Origin of the sequence: Leifsonia sp. P73 (genome assembly GCF_051059105.1) — a bacterium.
Taxonomy (GTDB): domain Bacteria; phylum Actinomycetota; class Actinomycetes; order Actinomycetales; family Microbacteriaceae; genus Leifsonia.
Genome location: NZ_CP194931.1, coordinates 93,659 through 111,235, shown reverse-complemented (window position 1 = coordinate 111,235; position 17,577 = coordinate 93,659). Strand labels below are relative to the sequence as shown.

The window sequence follows — 17,577 nt, the reverse complement described above, 5'->3', positions numbered from 1 at the left end:
GGGTGTTCTTGAAGGAGGTCACGGTCGACCAGTTTACGCGGGGCCTCCGACGCTCGCAGGCGAGCGCCAGCCGGCTGGCAGCAACGACACAGGAATCAGCGCCGCCTTCAGCCGCAGCCCGCGGCCGGCCTGGGCCTCCAGCGCGTCGATCACCCGGCGGAGGTCGTCCGCGAGACCGACCGCGACGGCGCGCGTCGGCGGCCCGAAGGCGTCGCGCTCGCGCACGTCCAGCAGGCGCAGCACGGCCTCCTCCCCCGGCGTCCCCTCGACGGCGGCGGCGATCCGGTGGGCGAACACGCGCGGCGTCTCGGTGTCCGGCGCCGACCAGCCCAGGTCGCGCGCGGTGTCGCGCAGCTCGTCCCACACGATCGACGCGCCGCCCCACGACTCCGAGAGCCGTCTCAGCCTGGCGCGCCGGCGCATCCGGCGCATGACGGCGGGCGTCAGCGCGACCGCGAGCACCAGCAGCGCGACACCGAGCCCGGAGAGCAGCGGCTGCAGCGGCGACGGCGGAGTGGTGCCGCCCGCCCCCGCGACGTTCGGCTGGTCGGTGGGGACGAGGCGCTTCTGCCCGGCGGACGAACTGGGTGCCGTCGACGGCGCGACCTGATCCGGCGTGGCGTTCGGCCGGGTGTAGCTCGGGATGGTGCCACGGCCGACCGTCGGCTCGAACGGCACCCAGCCGACGCCCGCGAAGTACAGCTCCGGCCACGCGTGCAGGTCGTCGCTGGTCACGGTGTAGGTGCCGGGGCTGTTCGCCGTGCCGCCGCTGGAGGTGCCGGGCAGGTAGCCCTCCGCCACCCGGGCGGGGATGCCGAGGCTTCGGGCCATCAGCGCCATCGCCGAGGCGAAGTGGACGCAGTAGCCGCTCTTGACCTCCAGGAACTTCGCGATCACCCGCGCGCCGTCGCCGTCGAAGCCCTGCTTCAGCGGCGTCTGCGTGGAGTACACGAAGCCGTTGTCGCGGAAGTAGTCCTGCAGCGCCACCGCCTTGTCGTACTCCGACACCGCTCCGGCCGTGGCGGCCAGCGCGGTCTGCCCGACGATCGCCGGCATGTTGGAGGGCAGGAAGAGGTCGCGCTGGATGTCGGCCGGCACGAAGCCGCCCGCGGCCTTGAGCTGGTCGGCCGTCGGCTGGAGCACCAGGCTCGTCGCGGTGTACTTCTGCCCCTGCGTCGTCACGTTGATGCCGCCGAGGGTGAGGTCGTCCGGGTCCCACGACCAGGTGCCGTTCAGGCCCTTCACCGACTGCACGGGCGCCGGGACCGGCAGCCAGCGGCTGGTCATGTCGTCGATCTGCACCGAGGTGGTGATCTTGGCCCGCTTCACGGTGTCGGACAGCCCGGGAACAGGGCCGACCGCGACGCCGTCGGAGAGGCGCTTGGTGTCGCGCTCGCGGTGCTTCCAGACCGAGCCGGTGAACTGGTCGAGCGAGGCGAGCTTGAGGTACTGGCCGGACGAGGCGTTGGTCGTGTAGGTCAGCGCGCGCACGGCGGCGGGACGGCGGAGGTCCTTGCCGAGGTCGATCAGCGGGGTCACGGTGCCGCCGATGGAGATGCCGCCCGCCGTGAAGGAGGTCGCGCCGCCCTTGTCGAACCCCGGCGCCGTCCCGGACAGCAGCATCGCGACGACGACCGCCGCGGCGCCGACGGACAGCGCGGCTCCCGGCCGGCCCGCGCCCGGCCTCCTGGTGCGGACGTCGCAGCGCAGCAGCCAGAGGAACGCCGCCGCCGACGCCGCCAGCGCGATCGGGTCCAGCCCGTCGCCCAGCAGCGTGCCGGGCACCACCAGCACCGCCACGACACCGATCGCGGTGAAGGCCGGAGCGCGGATCGCGACCGCCAGGAGGTCGAGGACGATCGCAATGAGGCACGCGCCGGCGACCACCAGGAAGATGAACTCGGGCAGGCTCTCCGCCGGCGTGCCCTGCTGGTAGATCGAGAGGATCGCCTGCTGCAGGAACGCGCCCCAGCGCTGGACCGTCGCCGGCGTCGGGATGAGGCCGAGCAGCCCGGTCCCGTTGCCGAACGTCACCGTCATGATCATCGCCGCGAGAACGAGCTGCAGCACGGGGACGATCCCGCGGGGCACGCCGAGGGCGCGCAGTCCCGCTCCGCACACCAGCAGGAACGAGCTGGTCAGCATGAGCGCGAACCACCAGGTCGGGCCCTGGATGAGGCCGCCCAGCGCGAAGCTGAGCGCCAGCATCTGCAGCACCAGCGCCCCGGTGATCCGCCAGTAGGCCTGCCTCCGGCGCCGGACGCGGGTCAGCCCGAGCGGGAGGGCCTCGCTAACCATGGCCCACCACCGCCCGCTGCCGGTCGAGGGCGCGCTGCCAGCACTCGGCCGGGTCGTCGCCCGCGGCGAACGGAACGCAGAGCCAGCCGGCGTCGCCGAGCACGTCCTCCACCTCGGGAGCGGCCCCCTCGCCGACGAACGCGACGGCGGGGTCGCCCATCCCACGCAGCGCGGCGAGGGAGCCGAGCTCGGGGGTGCCGTCGAGCAGCGCCGCGAAGATCGGGACGGCCCGTCCGGCGTGCCGCAGCCCGGAGGCCAGCTCGGCGACCGCGTCGTCGCGCGTGACCGCCGTGGCGTCGACCGCGGCCAGGTCCGCCAGCAGCAGCCGGTCGGCCGTCCCGCGATCGTACGTGGGCGTCACCGACCCGAGGGTGCCGGTCCGGCCCGCGCCGCTGCGGCCGGAGAGCTGCCGTGGGGCGGTCTCCACCACGCTGAGGACGAAGCCCTCGTCGAGGAGGTGGACGCCCACCGACGCGACCAGCTCCATCAGCGTCTCGAAGAGCGCGTCATCCGGCTCGTACGCGCTCGGGGCGTCGGGAGGCCGGAGGGCGCCCGCTGTCGCCGGCGCCGGCCGGGTGTCCATCAGGATCCACGCCTCCGGGTTGCTGCGCTGCTCCTCCTGGCGGACCATCAGCTTGTCGTGCCTGGCCGTCGCCCGCCAGTGCACGCGGCGCAGCGGGTCGCCCGGCCGGTACTCGCGCGCGATCAGCTCGTCGGCGCTCGGGATGCTGTGCCGCTGCAGTTCGTGCTCCGCGCCCTCGCTGTGCGCCACGTCCAGCTCGCCGCTCGACAGCGGCACCACGCGCGGCGTCACCAGCAGCTGCCGCGGCTGCCCGACCGCGTACTCCGCGTAGGCCACGCCGAACGGGTCGGTCCGGCTCACGATGAGCGGCCCGACCGGGTGCGACCCGCGCTTGAAGGCGACGACGTCCTGCCGCAGCACCACCGTGTCGCGGCCGTGCGCGACGTTCACCTGGTGCGCGCCCAGCCGCGGGAACGGCGCGGAGCCCTGCACCTCGATCCCGGCCGGGGCGTACTCGCGCCAGCGGGCGGGCGGGCTCGGCCGGGCGGCCTGGTTGCGCGCGGTCGTGACGATGGTCGCCTGCTCCCCCACGGCGACGACGTCGGGATGGAAGCTGCGGGCCACCGTCAGCCGCGGCCGGTCGAGGGTGACCGAGATCATCGCCGCCAGCGGCAGCACGGTGAGGAAGACGCCGACGAACAGCACATCGGTGCGGCCGAAGAACGCGGAGGCGGCCAGCGCCACGACGCCGACGGCGCCGAATGTCCAGCCGCGCGCGGTGGGGCGCGGTTTCTTCAGGGGCGACGGCCCCCCGCGCCCGGCCACGGCCTACTCCCCGCCTGTGCGCGCGGCTCCGGAGGCGGACCGGCCGGTGGCGGTCGCCTGGCCGGCGCGCGCGCTGCTCCCCGTGGTGTTCCGCTGCTGCCCGCCGATCGCGCCGGAGCCGACCGGGACGGGCGTCGCCGCGACGATCCGGCGGACGATGTCCGCGATGACCGGCGCGCTCTCGTGGTGGTGGCCCAGCGCGCGGCTGGTCGGCAGCAGCCGGTGGCCGAGCACCGGGACCGCCAGTGCGTCGATGTCGTCCGGCAGCACGAAGTCGCGGCCGTCGAGCGCCGCCATCGCCTTGGCCGCGCGGACCAGCTGGAGCGTCGCGCGCGGGCTCCCGCCCAGCCGGAGGTCGCGGTCCTCGCGCGTCGCGCGCACGAGGTCGACAGCGTATTGCTTGACGGGCGTGGAGGCGAACACCGCGCGCGCCGTCGTCATCATCGAGCGCAGCTCCTCCGACGTGACCACCGGCCCGATCCGGGAGAGCGGGCTGGAGGTGTCGCGCGTGGTCAGCATGGCGAGCTCGGAGTCGTCGTCCGGGTAGCCCATCGCGATCCGGGCCATGAACCGGTCGCGCTGCGCCTCCGGGAGGGCGTAGGTGCCCTCCATCTCGATCGGGTTCTGGGTCGCCACGACGATGAACGGCGCGGCCAGCGGATACGTCGAGCCGTCGACCGTGACCTGCCGCTCCTCCATGCACTCCAGCAGCGCGGACTGCGTCTTCGGGCTGGCCCGGTTGATCTCGTCGCCGATCACGATGTTCGCGAACACCGCACCCGGCTTGAACTCGAAGCGCCGCTCGGCCTGGTTGTAGACCGAGACGCCCGTGACGTCGCTCGGCAGCAGATCGGGAGTGAACTGGATGCGGCTCACCGAGCAGTCCACCGACTTCGCCAGCGACTTCGCCAGCATGGTCTTGCCGACGCCCGGCACGTCCTCGATCAGGAGGTGGCCCTCGGCGAGCAGGACGACCAGCGCCGTCTGCACCGCGTCGTGCTTGCCGTCGATGACGGACTCCACGTTGGCGGTGATCTGCTCCGCGACGCGTCTCAGCTCGTCCAGGTCCATGCCCGGCGCGGGGAGCCCGACCTCCTCCGGGGCGACCGAGGACTCCGTCGGCTGGCGCGTCGCGTAACTGTTCATCTCTCCACCCGGGTCATGTGGTTGACAGCAGTTCGGATACGGCGGGAGGCACGTAGGGGCTCACGTCCCCGCCGAGGTTGGCGACCTGGCGCACGAGGGAGCTCGACACGTGCGCGTTCGCCGGATCGGGAAGCAGGAAGACCGTCTCGACGTCGGCGAGGTGGCGGTTCACGATCGCCATCGGGGTCTCGTAGGCGACGTCGACCTGGGAGCGGATGCCCTTGACCAGCACGTCCGCTCCGACATCGGTGCAGTAGTCGACCAGGAGGCCGACCGACCAGGAGGCCACGACGATGCGCCCCTGGATGCCGGCGTCCTCGATCGAGCGCTCGATCAGGGCGACGCGCTGCGCGATGGGCAGCAGGGCCGACTTGTCCGGGTTGTGCACCACCAGCACGTGGACCTCGTCCCACAGCCGAGCGGCCCGCTCGATGACATCGAGATGCCCGAGAGTGACCGGGTCGAACGATCCAGGGACTACGGCGATCCTGTTCATAGGGCACCAGACTATTACGCGATTCCCGGCTATTCGTTGTGAATCCGTTATCTTCCCAGGGCAGCGCGCCGCGTGGCCCGGCGGCCGGGGTCAGGACTTGCCGAGGAAGGCCCGCTCGGACTCGTCGAGCCGCCGGGCGAGTGCAGCGGCGAGGGCGGGATGCGCGGCGAGGCCGCCGTCGTCCAGCGTCTCGGCGGCGGCGACGCGCGCCTCCGAGATGAGCTCGCCGTCGGAGACCACACGCAGCAGCTTGAGCGACGACCGGCCGCCCGACTGGCGGCTGCCGAGGACGTCGCCCTCGCGCCGCAGCTCCAGGTCGACGTTGGCCAGCTCGAAGCCGTCGAGCGTCGCGGCGACGGCGTCGACGCGCTCGCGGGCGAGCGACCCCTCCTCGGCGTAGGTGACGAGCAGGCAGAGGCCCGGGATGTCGCCGCGGCCGACGCGGCCGCGCAGCTGGTGGAGCTGCGAGACGCCGAACCGGTCGGCATCCAGGACGATCATGGCGGAGGCGTTCGGCACGTTGACGCCGACCTCGATCACGGTGGTGGCGATGAGGAGGTCGAGGTCCCCGGCGGCGAAGGCGCGCATGACCGCGTCCTTCTCGTCGGAGGACAGTCTCCCGTGCAGCACGCCGACGCGCGTCTGGGCGAACAGCGGATCAGCGCGCACCTGGGCGGCGACCGACTCGACGTTCGCGGTCGGGCGCGGCGGCCCTGCGGCGTCGTCCGCGTCGGGCGCCGGTGCGTCCTCCCCGTCGTCCTCGGCCTCCTTGGCGCTGATCGCCGGGCACACCACGAACACCTGCCGCCCGCGCCCGATCTCCTCCGACGCGCGCTCCCAGATGCGGCGCTCCCAGCCCGGCCGGTCGGCGAGCGGGACCACGAAGCTCTCGATCCCCTGGCGGCCGGCGGGGAGCTGGGCGATCGTGGAGACCTCCAGGTCGCCGAACACCGTCATCGCGACCGTGCGCGGGATGGGCGTCGCCGTGAGCACGAGCACGTGCGGAGGCGTCCCGCCCTTCGCGCGCAGCGCCTCCCGCTGCTCGACGCCGAAGCGGTGCTGCTCGTCCACGACGACCAGGCCGAGGTCGAAGAACGTGACGGCGTCGCCGAGGAGGGCGTGCGTGCCGACCACGATGCGGGACTGCCCGCTCACCGTGCGCAGCAGCGCCCGCTTGCGCTCCGCGGTGGAGAGCTGGCCTGTGAGGAGGGTCGGCATCAGCTCCGCCGACAGGTCGGGGCCGAGCATCTCGGCGATGGAGCGCAGGTGCTGGGCGGCCAGGACCTCCGTCGGCGCGAGCAGCGCGGACTGGCCGCCGCTGTCCGCCACGGCCAGCATCGCCCGCAGCGCGACCAGGGTCTTGCCGGAGCCGACCTCGCCCTGCACGAGCCGGTGCATCGGCTCGGCCGAGCCGAGGTCCTGGGCGATCTCGCGGCCGACGACCGCCTGGTCGCCGGTCAGGGTGAACGGCAGCACGGCGTCGAAGCGCTCCAGAAGGCCGCCGGGCGTCGCCTGCCGCGGGGTCGCAGCGACCGACCGGTTCTCCGCGCGCTGCTGCAGCAGCGCGGCCTGCAGCACGAACGCCTCCTGGAAGCGCAGCGCGTCGCGGGCACGCTGCCACTCGGCGTTCTTCTGCGGCCGGTGGATGCCCTCCAGCGCCTCGCGGAACGGCAGCAGCCCACGCTCGGTCGCGATGGCCTTCGGCACCGGGTCGGGGCACGGCCCGAGCGCGTCGAGCGCGAGGCCGACCGCCTTCTGCACCTGCCAGCTCGCCACAGTGCCGGTCGCCGGGTAGATCGGGATCGGGGTCTGCGCCCACTCCTTCGCGGCGGCGCTGCCCGGGGCGACGGCGTTCTCGGCGTCCTCCGCGAACAGCTCGTAGTCGGGGTGAGCGAGCTGGAGGGCGCCGCGGTAGGCGGAAACCTTGCCGGCGAAGATGCCCCGCACGCCGGGCGCGAGCTCCTTCGACCGCCAGGCCTGGTTGAAGAAGGTGAGGGTCAGGATGCCTTCGCCGTCGGAGATCTTGACCTCCAGGATGGACCCGCGCCGCGCGCGCATCGGGCGCTCCTGCACCCGCAGCACCTCGGCCACGATCGTGACGTGCTCGTCCAGCGGCAGGTTCGCCAGCGCGGTCAGCTCACCGCGCGAGGCGTACCGGCGCGGGTAATGCGCCAGCAGGTCGGCGACGGTGCGCATCCCGAACGCCTTCTCGAACGCGGAGGCCGTGCGTCCGCCCAGCACGCCGGTCAGCCGGGTCTCGAGCGCGACGGAGCCGCCGGAGGCCGGGGCTGTGCTGGAGGTCATGGTTCGATCGTAGGGGCCGCCTCCGTCGCCGGGTCGGGGACACTCACGTCGCGGACATGCGTCTCGACCTCGGCGAGTGCGGTGAGCTCGTCGGCCACGTCGCCGTCCCCCGGTCGCTCGGCCGCGAGCCTGGCCTGGATGTCGAGCGCCTCCTGCCACCGGCCGACCTCGCGCAGGCAGCGGGCGAGCGACCACCGTGCGGCGAACTGCTGATCGAGCGTCCCATAGCGCTCCGCCGCCTCCAGAGCGGCCTCGAACGAGCCGAGCGCTTCGTGCGGACGGCCGGCCTCGAACAGCGCCCAGCCCCGGTTGTTGTGCAGGGCGACGCCCCAGCGCAGCGTCCTCGGGTCCGTGCTGTTCGCGAGCTCCGCAAGGCCCTCCTCGGTCCACTGCTCCGACCGGGAGGGGTCGGCGATGGCGAGCATGTGGGCGGCGTCGACCGCGAGGAACGCGTCGTCCTCGCGCCGCGCGGCCAGCAGCGCGCTCTCGAACAGCGGAACGGCCTCCGGCCGCAGCCCCTCGGTGTTGCGGAGCCGGCCGCGCTCCAGCAGGATGCGCACGGCGAGCGTGCCCACAGCGGGCCCGAGGGAGTCGAGCAGCCCGTCCGCCTCGGCGAACCGGCCCTGCAGCCCGAGCGCCCTGGCGCGTTGCGTCTCCAGCTCGGCGCGCACCAGTTCGGGGCGGTCGGGTTCGGCGGCAGCGATCGCGAAGCGTTCGGCGGAGGCGATCGGGTCGTCATACCGCCACAGGGCGTCGAGTTCCGCCTGCTGGAGGCGTTCGTCCATGCTCCTATTGTGCTGTCGCCGCGGCGGCACCGCTAGGCTCGGAGGGCTATGACCCGAATCGTCTCCGGCTTCGCCGGCTCGCTGACGCTCCAGGTGCCCAAGAGCGGTACGCGCCCCACCAGCGACCGCGTGCGCGAGGCGGTGTTCTCCGGGCTGGACGCGCGCGACGCCGTCCGCGGGGCGCAGGTGCTCGACCTGTTCGCCGGCTCCGGCGCGCTCGGGCTGGAGGCCGCCAGCCGCGGAGCCGCGCGGGTGGTGCTGGTGGAGAAGTCGGCGGCGGCCGCCGCGATCTGCCGGCGGAACGCCGAGGCCGTCGTGCGCGCGGCGCCGCGGGACGCGCGGCCCGAGGTGGACGTGCGGGCGACGGCGGTGCAGTCGTACCTGGCGGCGGCCGGGTCGTCATCGCGCTTCGACCTGGTGTTCGTGGACCCGCCGTACCACCTCCCGGACGCTGACCTGCTGGCCGTCCTCACCGCGCTCGTCCCGCTGCTGACCGAGCACGCCTTGGTCTGCGTCGAGCGCAGCACCCGCGACGGCGAGCCGAGCCTCCCCGAAGGCCTCGCCCTCGACCGCACCCGCACCTACGGCGAAACCGCCGTCCACTACCTCGCCCGGCCATCTACCTGACAGGACACGCCGCCTCGGCCCGCGGGCAGACGGCATGTCCTGTCAGTCAGATCGTCAGCCGGCGGCGCCGTCCCACTCCAGGTACGGGTCCCAGCCGCCGCGTTCGTCGAACGGGTGGCCGTCGACCAGCAGGCCGGCGCCCTCGCGGACCGTGCCGACGCGACGGAAGCCACCCGGCAGCTCGGCGCCGGGCGGGAAGCAGGCGAGGAGGCCGTGGTCCTCTCCCCGGTCAGCGCGGTGAGCGGGTCGTCGCCGAGCGCGGAGCGTTCGAGGTCGATCGCGACCCCGCTCGCCTCGGCCACGCGTCGGGCGTCGAGGGCGAGGCCGTCGCTCAGGTCGAGCATCGCGGTGGCTCCGGCGTCCGCGGCCAGCGGGCCGTCGGCGACGGGAGGCCGGGGCCGCAACTGGGCGCCGACCAGGTCGGGATGCGCGGCGGCGACCGCGCCGAACCGGTCGCGGTCGGGCACGCCGTCCACGTCGACCGCCTCCGCGAAGAGCAGCCGCAGTCCTGCGGCAGCAGCGCCGAGGCGCCCGGAGACCGCCACCACGTCGCCGGCACGCGCGCCGCTCCGCAGCACGGGCGCGCGGCCCTGCAGGTCGCCGAACGCGGTGACCGCGAGCGTCAGCGTGTCGGACGCGGACAGGTCGCCGCCGACCACCCCGCATCCCGGCGCGAGCTCGGCACAGGCCGCGCGGAAGCCGTCCGCGATCTGCTCCAGGTGCGTCACCGGGAACGTCTGCGGCGCGGCGATCGCGACCACGAGCGCCGTCGGAACCGCGCCCATCGCGGCCACGTCGGACAGGTTCGTCGCCGCGGCTTTCCAGCCGAGGTCCTCCGGCGAGGACCAGGCCAGCCGGAAGTCGGGGCCGTGCACCATCATGTCCGTGGTCACGACGAACCGGCCGTCCGGCGCCGCGAGCACTGCGGCGTCGTCGCCGGGCCCGACGAGCGTCGCCGACGACTCCGGCAGCCGCGGGAAGATGCGCTTCAGCGCCTCGCGTTCCGACGCGCCCGCGACGGAGTCGGCCGCGCTCCCAGAATCCACCATGACTCACAACGGTAGCCTGAATCCTGATGTCCGCTCGCCGCACCGCCCTCGCCCTCGTGCTCGCCGCCGCCGCGCTCGCCCTGACCGGGTGCGCGCCCACAGTCTCCCTCGACCCCGCCGCCGACGCGAACAACCCCGGCTGCGCCGAGATCTCGGTGCGCCTGCCCGACTCGGTGGCCGACAAGGACCGCCGGCAGACCGACGCGCAGGCGACCGGAGCGTGGGGCGACCCGGCCGCGGTGCTGCTGCGCTGCGGCGTTCCGCCGATCGGGCCGACGACCAAGCCGTGCGTCGACGTGAGCGGCGTCGACTGGGTGCTGATGTCGGACCCGGCCGCCAAGCAGGTGGTCTACCAGACCTTCGGCCGCACGCCGGCGACGGAGGTCGTCATCGACCACGTCTCCGGGGCCTCCGACGCCGCCGTGCTCCCCGAGTTCGCCTCCGCCATCTCCAGCATCAAGCAGACCCAGAAGTGCCTCTCCACCCTCGACACAACGCTGACGCCGCCGACCCCCACCCCGTCACCGACGCCGACGCGCTGAGCTGCCGACATTCGGCACGAATCGCGACTCTGCGCGCGCCGAACGCGACATTCGGCACGAATCGCGACTACGCGGCGCGCGCCAGGGCGACCTGGATGAGTTCGTCGATCAGGTCGGGGTACGTCAGCCCCGTCTCCTGCCAGCAGCGCGGGAACATCGAGATCGGCGTGAAGCCCGGCATGGTGTTGATCTCGTTCACCACGAAGCCGTCCTCCGTGAGGAAGAAGTCCACCCGCGACAGGCCCTCTGCGCCGATGGCGTCGAACGCCCGCACGCCCAGGTCGCCCATCTCGGCCAGCTCGGCGTCGGTGAGGTCGGCCGGGCAGACCAGGTCGATCCCCGGCGCGTCCAGGTACTTGGCCGCGAAGTCGTAGAAGTCGCGGCCGGTGATGACGATCTCGCCGGCGACGGAGGCGCGGGCGGGCTCGCCGGGACGGCCTCCCAGCACGGCGATCTCCACCTCGCGGCCGACCACCGCCGACTCGATGAGCACGCGGTCGTCCTCGGCGAGGGCGGTGTCGATCGCCGCGCCGAGGTCGTCCCACGACGTCACCTTGGACACGCCGACGCTGGAGCCCGCGCGGGCGGGCTTCACGAACGCCGGGAGCCCGAGCCGCTCGGCCGAGCCGCCCACGGCCTCCCGGTCGCTCGCCCACTGGTACGCGGTCACGGTCTGCCACGGCGCGACGGGGATGCCCGCCTGCTGCAGCACGGTCTTGGTGAAGTGCTTGTCCATCCCGAGCGCGCTCGCGAGCACGCCGCTGCCGACGTACGGGAGGCCGACGAGGTCGAGCATCCCCTGGACGGTGCCGTCCTCGCCCCACGGGCCGTGCAGGATCGGGAACACGACGTCCACGACCCCCAGCGACGAGCGGGTGCCGTCGGCGGCGACCACGGCGAGCTCACGGGAGGCCGCTGACTCGGGCCAGACGATGCGCGAGCCGTTGTCCTCCACCTCCGGGAGGACGTCGACGTTCAGCGCGAAGCGCGCCGCGTCGTCCGGCTGAAGCGTGAAAGCGCCCTCGTGGGTGATGCCGACAGGGATGACGTCGTAGCGCTCACGGTCGATCGCCGCCAGCACTCCCGCCGCCGTCGCGCAGCTGATCGAATGCTCGCTTGAGCGACCTCCAAACAGAAGTGCGACTGCGACCTTGTCCGTCATCCGTTGTCCTCTCTCCTTGGGGTTCGTCGTCGTCCGTCGTCAGGTGCGGGGCGATGTCCTTGGGGTCGAGCGTGCCCGCGAGCACCTGGCTCACCTGGCGGACGATGGGCATGTCCACGCCGCGCTCCTCCGCGAGCCGCAGGATGGGCGCGACCGAGGCCAGCCCCTCCGCCGTCTGGTTCATCTGCTTCACGACGTCGTTGAAGCTGTAGCCCTGGCCGAGCAGCCGGCCTGCGGTGTTGTTGCGGCTGAGTGACGACTCGCACGTGGCGATCAGGTCGCCGAGGCCCGCGAGCCCGGAGAGTGTCACGGCCTCCGCGCCGTACGCGACGGCGAAGTCGGTCATCTCGACCAGGCCGCGCGTGATGATCGAGGCTTTCGTGTTCTCGCCGTAACCGACGCCGTCCACGATCCCGATGGCCACCGCGATCAGGTTCTTGAGGACGCCGCCGAACTCCGTGCCGATCACGTCGGTGTTCACGAAGCTGCGGAAGTAGCGGTTGGTGGCGGCCATCGCCACGGCCTGGGCGGTCTCCAGGCTCACCGACGACACCACGGCGGCGGTCGGCTGCTCGCGCGCGATCTCCAGCGCGAGGTTGGGGCCGGAGGCGACCGCGATCCGCTCGGGTTCGATCGGGAGGCCCTGCGCGATCACCTCGCTCATCCGCAGGCCGGTGCCCTTCTCGACGCCCTTCATCAGGCTGACGAGGATCGTCTCCGGTCCCAGGTGCGGCGCGATGGACTCCAGGTTGGAGCGCAGCGTCTGGCTCGGGATCGACACGAACACCTGCTCGGCGCCGCGCATCGCCTCGCCGATGTGGGAGGTCGCGCGCAGGTTGCGCGGGAGGTTGATGCCCTCCAGGTAGTCGCTGTTTCGCTTGACCTCGTTGATCTCGCGCGCGAGCTCCGGTCGCCGCGCCCAGAGGACGACATCGTTGCCGCCGTCGGCGAGGATTTTCGCGAAGGTGGTCCCCCAGCTTCCCGCGCCGAGCACGGCGATACGGCGGGAGGGCGGTGTCGGTCGTGCGGCCGTCCGGCCTTTCCTGTCAGCCATCGAAGCGGCCGGTCTCCTTCTGGTTGTGCGCCGCCGGGTCCCAGCGGGTCTCCGGCGCCTTCTCGCCGCGCAGGTCCTCGAGCAGGGCGGTGATCGCGTTCATGATGACCTCGGTCGCCTCGGTGAGCGTCGCCTGGTCGAGGCTGCGCCCCTTGAAGGCCGAGAGGTCGACCGGGTCGCCGACCTTGACCGCGATGGTCTTGCGCGGGAAGAAGCTGATCTTCTTCGCGTAGCGCGCCATGACCTGCTGGGTGCCCCAGTGCGCCATCGGGATCACGGGGAGGTCGTGCTCCAGCGCCATGCGGGCCGCGCCGGTCTTGCCGCGCATCGGCCACATGTCGGGATCGCGCGTCAGCGAGCCCTCCGGGTAGATGATGACGACCTTGCCGTCGTCGACGATCTTCTGCGCCTCGGCCAACGGCGCGGCGCCGCGCCCGGAGCCGCCGCGCGCCACCGGGACCTGCCCGGACTTGCGCAGGAACCAGCCGGCGACCGGGATGCGGAACAGGCTCTCCTTGGCGAGGAAGCGCGGCAGCCTCCCCAGCTTCCAGACCACCATGCCGATCATCACCGGGTCGATCTCGCTGTAGTGGTTCGGCGAGATGATGTACGCGCCGTGCCTGGGCAGCTTCTGGCCGTCGGTGATCCGGAACCGGGCGAGCAGGCTGGCCGGCGGGATCACGAGCGCGGCCAGCACCCAGAAGATCGAGGGCCGGCTCCTCTCGGAGCGCTGCTTCGTGGACGGTTCGGACGCAGGCGGGTTCACGGGTTCATCGGGATGGGGCACCATCCCATTATCGCGGGCCTCGGTCACAACGCGGCCACTACAGGCCGGAGGTCGAGGGCCGGGATGCCTGTGAAATCGGCCGGATTGCACGTGTGAAGCGGCAGGCCGCGCGAAATAGCGGTCGCCGCGATGAGGGCGTCGAAACCGCGGGCCGAAGGCTTTCGGCCCGCGCTCACGGAAGCTCCTGATCTACGACCACGTCGATCATCGCTAGCAGCTCTCGCGGATCGACGTCCGAAATCGGACGGCGCTTGCCGGCCAGCGCTGCCAACGGACTGCTCGGCCGCGTAAGCGAGGCACGCTCGGAACTCGCGGTCCCATCGCTCGTCACGATCAAACTCCTCATCACGCTTGGCCAGTACGACGATGGCGCCGCCTCTACTCCGTCAGTCCCGTACCGTCGCGGGCCTCACCCCTCCAGGACGAAGTCCGCGCCAAGCAGTTCCAGCTTCGTGATGAACTTCTCGTACCCGCGGCTGATGATGCCGACGTTGCTGACGGTCGACTTGCCCTCCGCCGACAGGGCGGCGATGAGGTGGCTGAAGCCGCCGCGCAGGTCCGGGATCTCCACGTCCGCGCCCGTCAGCGCCACCGGGCCCATGATGACCGCGGAGTGGTTGAAGTTGCGCTGGCCGAAGCGGCAGTCGTGGCCGCCGAGGCACTCCTTGTGGACCTGGATCTTCGCGCCCATGTCGATGAGCGCGTCGGTGAAGCCGAAGCGCTGCTCGTACACGGTCTCGTGGACGATCGACACGCCCTCCGCCTTGGTCAGCGCGACGACGAGCGGCTGCTGCCAGTCGGTCATGAAGCCGGGGTGCACGTCGGTCTCGATCACGACCGGCTTCAGCGGGCCGCCCGGGTGGAAGAAGCGGATGCCGTCGTCGTGGATCTCGAAAGCGCCGCCGACCTTGCGGAAGACGTTGAGGAAGGTCAGCATCTCGGGCTGGCGGGCGCCGCCCACGTAGATGTCGCCGTTGGTCGCGAGGGCCGCGGCGGCCCAGCTCGCGGCCTCGTTGCGGTCGAACAGTGCGGTGTGGCTGTAGCCGACCAGCTTGTCGACGCCCTCGATGCGGATCACGCGGTCGGTGTCGACCGAGATGATCGCGCCCATCTTCTGGAGGACGTTGATCAGGTCCATGATCTCGGGCTCGATCGCCGCGCCCTTGAGCTCGGTGATGCCCTCCGCGCGGACGGCGGTGAGCAGCACCTGCTCGGTGGCGCCGACGCTCGGGTACGGCAGCTCGAGCTTGGCGCCGTGCAGGCCCTCGGGGGCCGTCATCCGGATGCCGCTCGGGAGCTTGTCCACCACAGCGCCGAACTTGCGCAGCACCTCCAGGTGGTAGTCGATCGGGCGGTCGCCGATGCGGCAGCCGCCGAGGTCGGGGATGAACGCCTCGCCCAGCCGGTGCAGCAGCGGACCGCAGAACAGGATCGGGATGCGGCTCGACCCGGCGTGCGCGTCGATGTCGGCCATGTGCGCCGACTCGACCGCGCTGGGGTCGAGCAGGAGCTCGCCCTCCTCCGCGCCGTCGGTCACCTTCACGCCGTGGACCTCGAGGAGGCCGCGGACGACCCGGACATCGCTGATGTTCGGGACGTTCCGCAGCACGCTCGGGCCCTCGCCCAGGATGGCGGCGACCATCGCCTTGGTGACGAAGTTCTTGGCTCCGCGCACCTCGATGCGGCCCCGCAGTGGGCGACCGCCGTTGATCGTGATGCGGTCGGCCGTGAGACCGACGTGCGCGCCTGCCGCCTGAGCGTCCTGAAGAAGTGAGTTCAAAGTTTCACCGGGAGTGTCTTGGGCCGCCAGCTTGCGCGTGCGGCTTCGTATTCGGAGATTCGCGCCTCGTCGCGCAGGGTCAGAGCGATGTCGTCCAACCCTTCGAGCAAACGCCAGCGAGTGTAGTCGTCGATGTCGAAAGACACCTGGACCCCACCGACGGTCGCAGTCTTCGCAACCAGGTCCACCGTCGCGGATATTCCCGGCTCGGCCTCGATGGCCGCCCAGAGCCGCTCGGCGTCCTCCTCGGAGATGATGCCCGTGAGCAGTCCCTGCTTGCCCGAGTTGCCCCGGAAGATGTCCGCGAAGCGCGGGCTCAGCACGACCTTGAAACCGTAGTCGCGCAGCGCCCAGACGGCGTGCTCGCGCGACGAGCCCGTACCGAAGTCGGCGCCGGCGACGAGCACGGTCGCGCCTTGGTAGGCGTCCTGGTTGAGGATGAACTCAGGATCTTTCCGCCACTCGTGGAAGAGCGCGTCGTCGAAGCCGGTCTTGGTGACCCGCTTGAGGAACACGGCGGGGATGATCTGGTCCGTGTCGACGTTGGACCGGCGGAACGGAACAGCCACGCCGGTGACGGTCTCGAACTTCTCCATCAGGCGCCCACCTTCTCTCCGGTGCTGATATCGGCGTCGTCGTGCTCCAGGTCCCACGGGCTGGACAGCGTGCCGCGGATGGCCGTGGCGGCCGCGACCAGCGGCGACACCAGGTGCGTGCGGCCGCCCTTGCCCTGCCGGCCCTCGAAGTTGCGGTTCGAGGTGGAGGCGCAGCGCTCCCCCGGCGCGAGCTGGTCGGGGTTCATGCCCAGGCACATCGAGCAGCCGGCGAACCGCCACTCGGCGCCGAACTCCTCGACGATCTTGTCGATGCCCTCCGCCTCGGCCTCGATGCGCACGCGGGCGCTGCCGGGGACGACCATGACGCGGACGTTGTCGGCCTTCTTGTGCCCCTTGATCACGGAGGCGAAGGCCCGCAGGTCCTCGATGCGGCTGTTGGTGCACGAGCCCATGAACACCGCGTCGACCGGGATGCTCTTCATCGGCGTGCCGGGGGTGAGGTCCATGTACTCCAGCGCGCGCTCGGCGGCGGCGCGGGCGTTGGGCTCGGCGATCGCTGCCGGGTCGGGGACGGACTCGCTCAGCGAGACGCCCTGGCCCGGGTTGGTGCCCCAGGTCACGAACGGCTCGATCTCGGCGGCGTCGAGGTAGACCTCCGCGTCGAAGACCGCGTCGTCGTCCGTGGCGAGCGTGTCCCAGTAGGCGACGGCCTCGTCCCAGTCGGCGCCTTCCGGCGCGTGCGGGCGGCCCTTCAGGTAGGCGTAGGTGGTCTCGTCGGGGGCGACCATGCCGGCGCGAGCGCCCGCCTCGATCGACATGTTGCAGATCGTCATGCGGCCCTCCATCGACAGGGCGCGGATGGCGCTGCCGCGGTACTCGAGCACGTAGCCCTGGCCGCCGCCGGTGCCGATCTTCGCGATGACCGCGAGGATGATGTCCTTCGCCGTCACGCCGGGGCGCAGCTCGCCCTCGACGGTGATGGCCATGGTCTTGAACGCCTTGAGCGGCAGCGTCTGCGTGGCCAGCACGTGCTCGACCTCGCTGGTGCCGATCCCGAACGCCATCGCACCGAAGGCGCCGTGCGTGGACGTGTGCGAGTCGCCGCAGACGACCGTGATGCCCGGCATCGTGAGGCCGAGCTGTGGGCCGACGACGTGCACGATGCCCTGCTCGACGTCGCCGAGCGAGTGCAGCCGGACGCCGAACTCCTCGGCGTTGCGGCGCAGCGTCTCGATCTGCGTGCGGCTGGTGAGGTCGGCGATCGGCCGGTCGATGCCGATGGTCGGCGTGTTGTGGTCCTCGGTCGCGATCGTGAGGTCCGGGCGGCGGACCGGGCGGCCCGCCATGCGCAGGCCGTCGAACGCCTGCGGGCTGGTCACTTCGTGGACCAGGTGGAGGTCGATGTAGATCAGGTCGGGCGTGCCGTCCTCACCTTTCACGACCAGGTGGTCTCGCCACACCTTCTCCGCCAGGGTCAGCGGACTGTGCTGCGTCGTCATCTCGGTACTCCTTGAGCTTCGTTCACGGTTCAGCCGTCGACGGACTCCGCGGCGAGGGTGGCCTGAGGATTAGGACTCGCCGCGGCGGCTAAGAAGGAGCAGACCCGCGAACACGGATTCAGGTTATCACCCGAGTTGGGGCC

Annotated in this window: 14 protein-coding genes and 1 pseudogene; 2 read left to right on the top strand and 13 right to left on the bottom strand. The window is 72.1% G+C overall.

What is annotated here, in order from left to right; all coding sequences use genetic code 11:
* Window positions 1-33 precede the first annotated feature (33 nt).
* The 6 genes from ACQ86L_RS00565 to ACQ86L_RS00540 all read right to left on the bottom strand — a co-directional run bounded on the left by ACQ86L_RS00565 (window position 34) and on the right by ACQ86L_RS00540 (window position 8,377).
* Window positions 34-2,298, bottom strand: coding sequence for a transglutaminaseTgpA domain-containing protein (locus tag ACQ86L_RS00565; RefSeq protein ID WP_434317249.1), 2,265 nt, complete (start codon window positions 2,296-2,298; stop codon window positions 34-36).
* Entirely contained in the window at window positions 2,291-3,646 is a 1,356-nt protein-coding gene (locus ACQ86L_RS00560) for a DUF58 domain-containing protein (RefSeq protein WP_434317248.1), read from the bottom strand. The genes ACQ86L_RS00565 and ACQ86L_RS00560 overlap by 8 nt, the downstream gene beginning before the upstream one ends.
* A 3-nt stretch (window positions 3,647-3,649) precedes the next feature.
* Window positions 3,650-4,792, bottom strand: a complete 1,143-nt coding sequence (locus tag ACQ86L_RS00555) for an AAA family ATPase (RefSeq protein ID WP_434317247.1) — start codon at window positions 4,790-4,792, stop codon at window positions 3,650-3,652.
* Window positions 4,793-4,805: 13 nt separating this feature from the next.
* Window positions 4,806-5,288 carry a pantetheine-phosphate adenylyltransferase gene (gene coaD / locus ACQ86L_RS00550; RefSeq protein WP_185277676.1) on the bottom strand — a complete coding sequence of 161 codons (483 nt, stop codon included), beginning with the start codon at window positions 5,286-5,288 and terminating at the stop codon, window positions 4,806-4,808.
* A 90-nt stretch (window positions 5,289-5,378) separates the two neighbouring features.
* Entirely contained in the window at window positions 5,379-7,592 is a 2,214-nt protein-coding gene (locus ACQ86L_RS00545) for an ATP-dependent DNA helicase RecG (protein WP_434317246.1), read from the bottom strand.
* Window positions 7,589-8,377 (bottom strand): tetratricopeptide repeat protein, encoded by a 789-nt coding sequence (locus tag ACQ86L_RS00540; RefSeq protein ID WP_434317245.1) that lies wholly within the window; start codon window positions 8,375-8,377, stop codon window positions 7,589-7,591. Before ACQ86L_RS00540 ends, ACQ86L_RS00545 begins: the two co-directional genes overlap by 4 nt.
* A gap of 48 nt (window positions 8,378-8,425) precedes the next feature.
* On the opposite strand from ACQ86L_RS00540, the gene rsmD reads away from it, so the two are divergent.
* Window positions 8,426-9,004, top strand: a complete 579-nt coding sequence (rsmD, locus tag ACQ86L_RS00535; protein WP_434317244.1) for a 16S rRNA (guanine(966)-N(2))-methyltransferase RsmD — start codon at window positions 8,426-8,428, stop codon at window positions 9,002-9,004.
* 54 nt (window positions 9,005-9,058) lie between these two features.
* On the opposite strand, the pseudogene thiL reads toward rsmD, so the two are convergent.
* Window positions 9,059-10,053: pseudogene (gene thiL, locus ACQ86L_RS00530) on the bottom strand (thiamine-phosphate kinase).
* A 26-nt stretch (window positions 10,054-10,079) separates the two neighbouring features.
* Here thiL and ACQ86L_RS00525 point away from each other — a divergent pair.
* Complete coding sequence (locus ACQ86L_RS00525; protein ID WP_434317243.1) at window positions 10,080-10,595, top strand: DUF3515 family protein; 516 nt, start codon at window positions 10,080-10,082, stop codon at window positions 10,593-10,595.
* A 67-nt stretch (window positions 10,596-10,662) separates the two neighbouring features.
* On the opposite strand, the gene ACQ86L_RS00520 is transcribed toward ACQ86L_RS00525, so the two are convergent.
* The 6 genes from ACQ86L_RS00520 to leuC form a co-directional block, all read right to left on the bottom strand.
* Window positions 10,663-11,757, bottom strand: coding sequence for a D-alanine--D-alanine ligase family protein (locus tag ACQ86L_RS00520; protein ID WP_434317242.1), 1,095 nt, complete (start codon window positions 11,755-11,757; stop codon window positions 10,663-10,665).
* A complete protein-coding gene (locus tag ACQ86L_RS00515; RefSeq protein WP_434317241.1) occupies window positions 11,654-12,811 on the bottom strand; it encodes an NAD(P)H-dependent glycerol-3-phosphate dehydrogenase in 1,158 nt (385 codons plus the stop codon). Before ACQ86L_RS00515 ends, ACQ86L_RS00520 begins: the two co-directional genes overlap by 104 nt.
* Window positions 12,804-13,601 (bottom strand): lysophospholipid acyltransferase family protein, encoded by a 798-nt coding sequence (locus ACQ86L_RS00510; RefSeq protein WP_434317240.1) that lies wholly within the window; start codon window positions 13,599-13,601, stop codon window positions 12,804-12,806. The genes ACQ86L_RS00515 and ACQ86L_RS00510 overlap by 8 nt, the downstream gene beginning before the upstream one ends.
* A gap of 406 nt (window positions 13,602-14,007) precedes the next feature.
* Window positions 14,008-15,378, bottom strand: a complete 1,371-nt coding sequence (gene murA, locus ACQ86L_RS00505) for a UDP-N-acetylglucosamine 1-carboxyvinyltransferase (RefSeq protein ID WP_434317239.1) — start codon at window positions 15,376-15,378, stop codon at window positions 14,008-14,010.
* On the bottom strand, window positions 15,375-15,974 hold the full coding sequence (gene leuD, locus ACQ86L_RS00500) for a 3-isopropylmalate dehydratase small subunit (RefSeq protein WP_434317238.1): 600 nt from the start codon (window positions 15,972-15,974) through the stop codon (window positions 15,375-15,377). Before leuD ends, murA begins: the two co-directional genes overlap by 4 nt.
* On the bottom strand, window positions 15,974-17,434 hold the full coding sequence (gene leuC, locus ACQ86L_RS00495; protein ID WP_434317237.1) for a 3-isopropylmalate dehydratase large subunit: 1,461 nt from the start codon (window positions 17,432-17,434) through the stop codon (window positions 15,974-15,976). Before leuC ends, leuD begins: the two co-directional genes overlap by 1 nt.
* Window positions 17,435-17,577 lie beyond the last annotated feature (143 nt).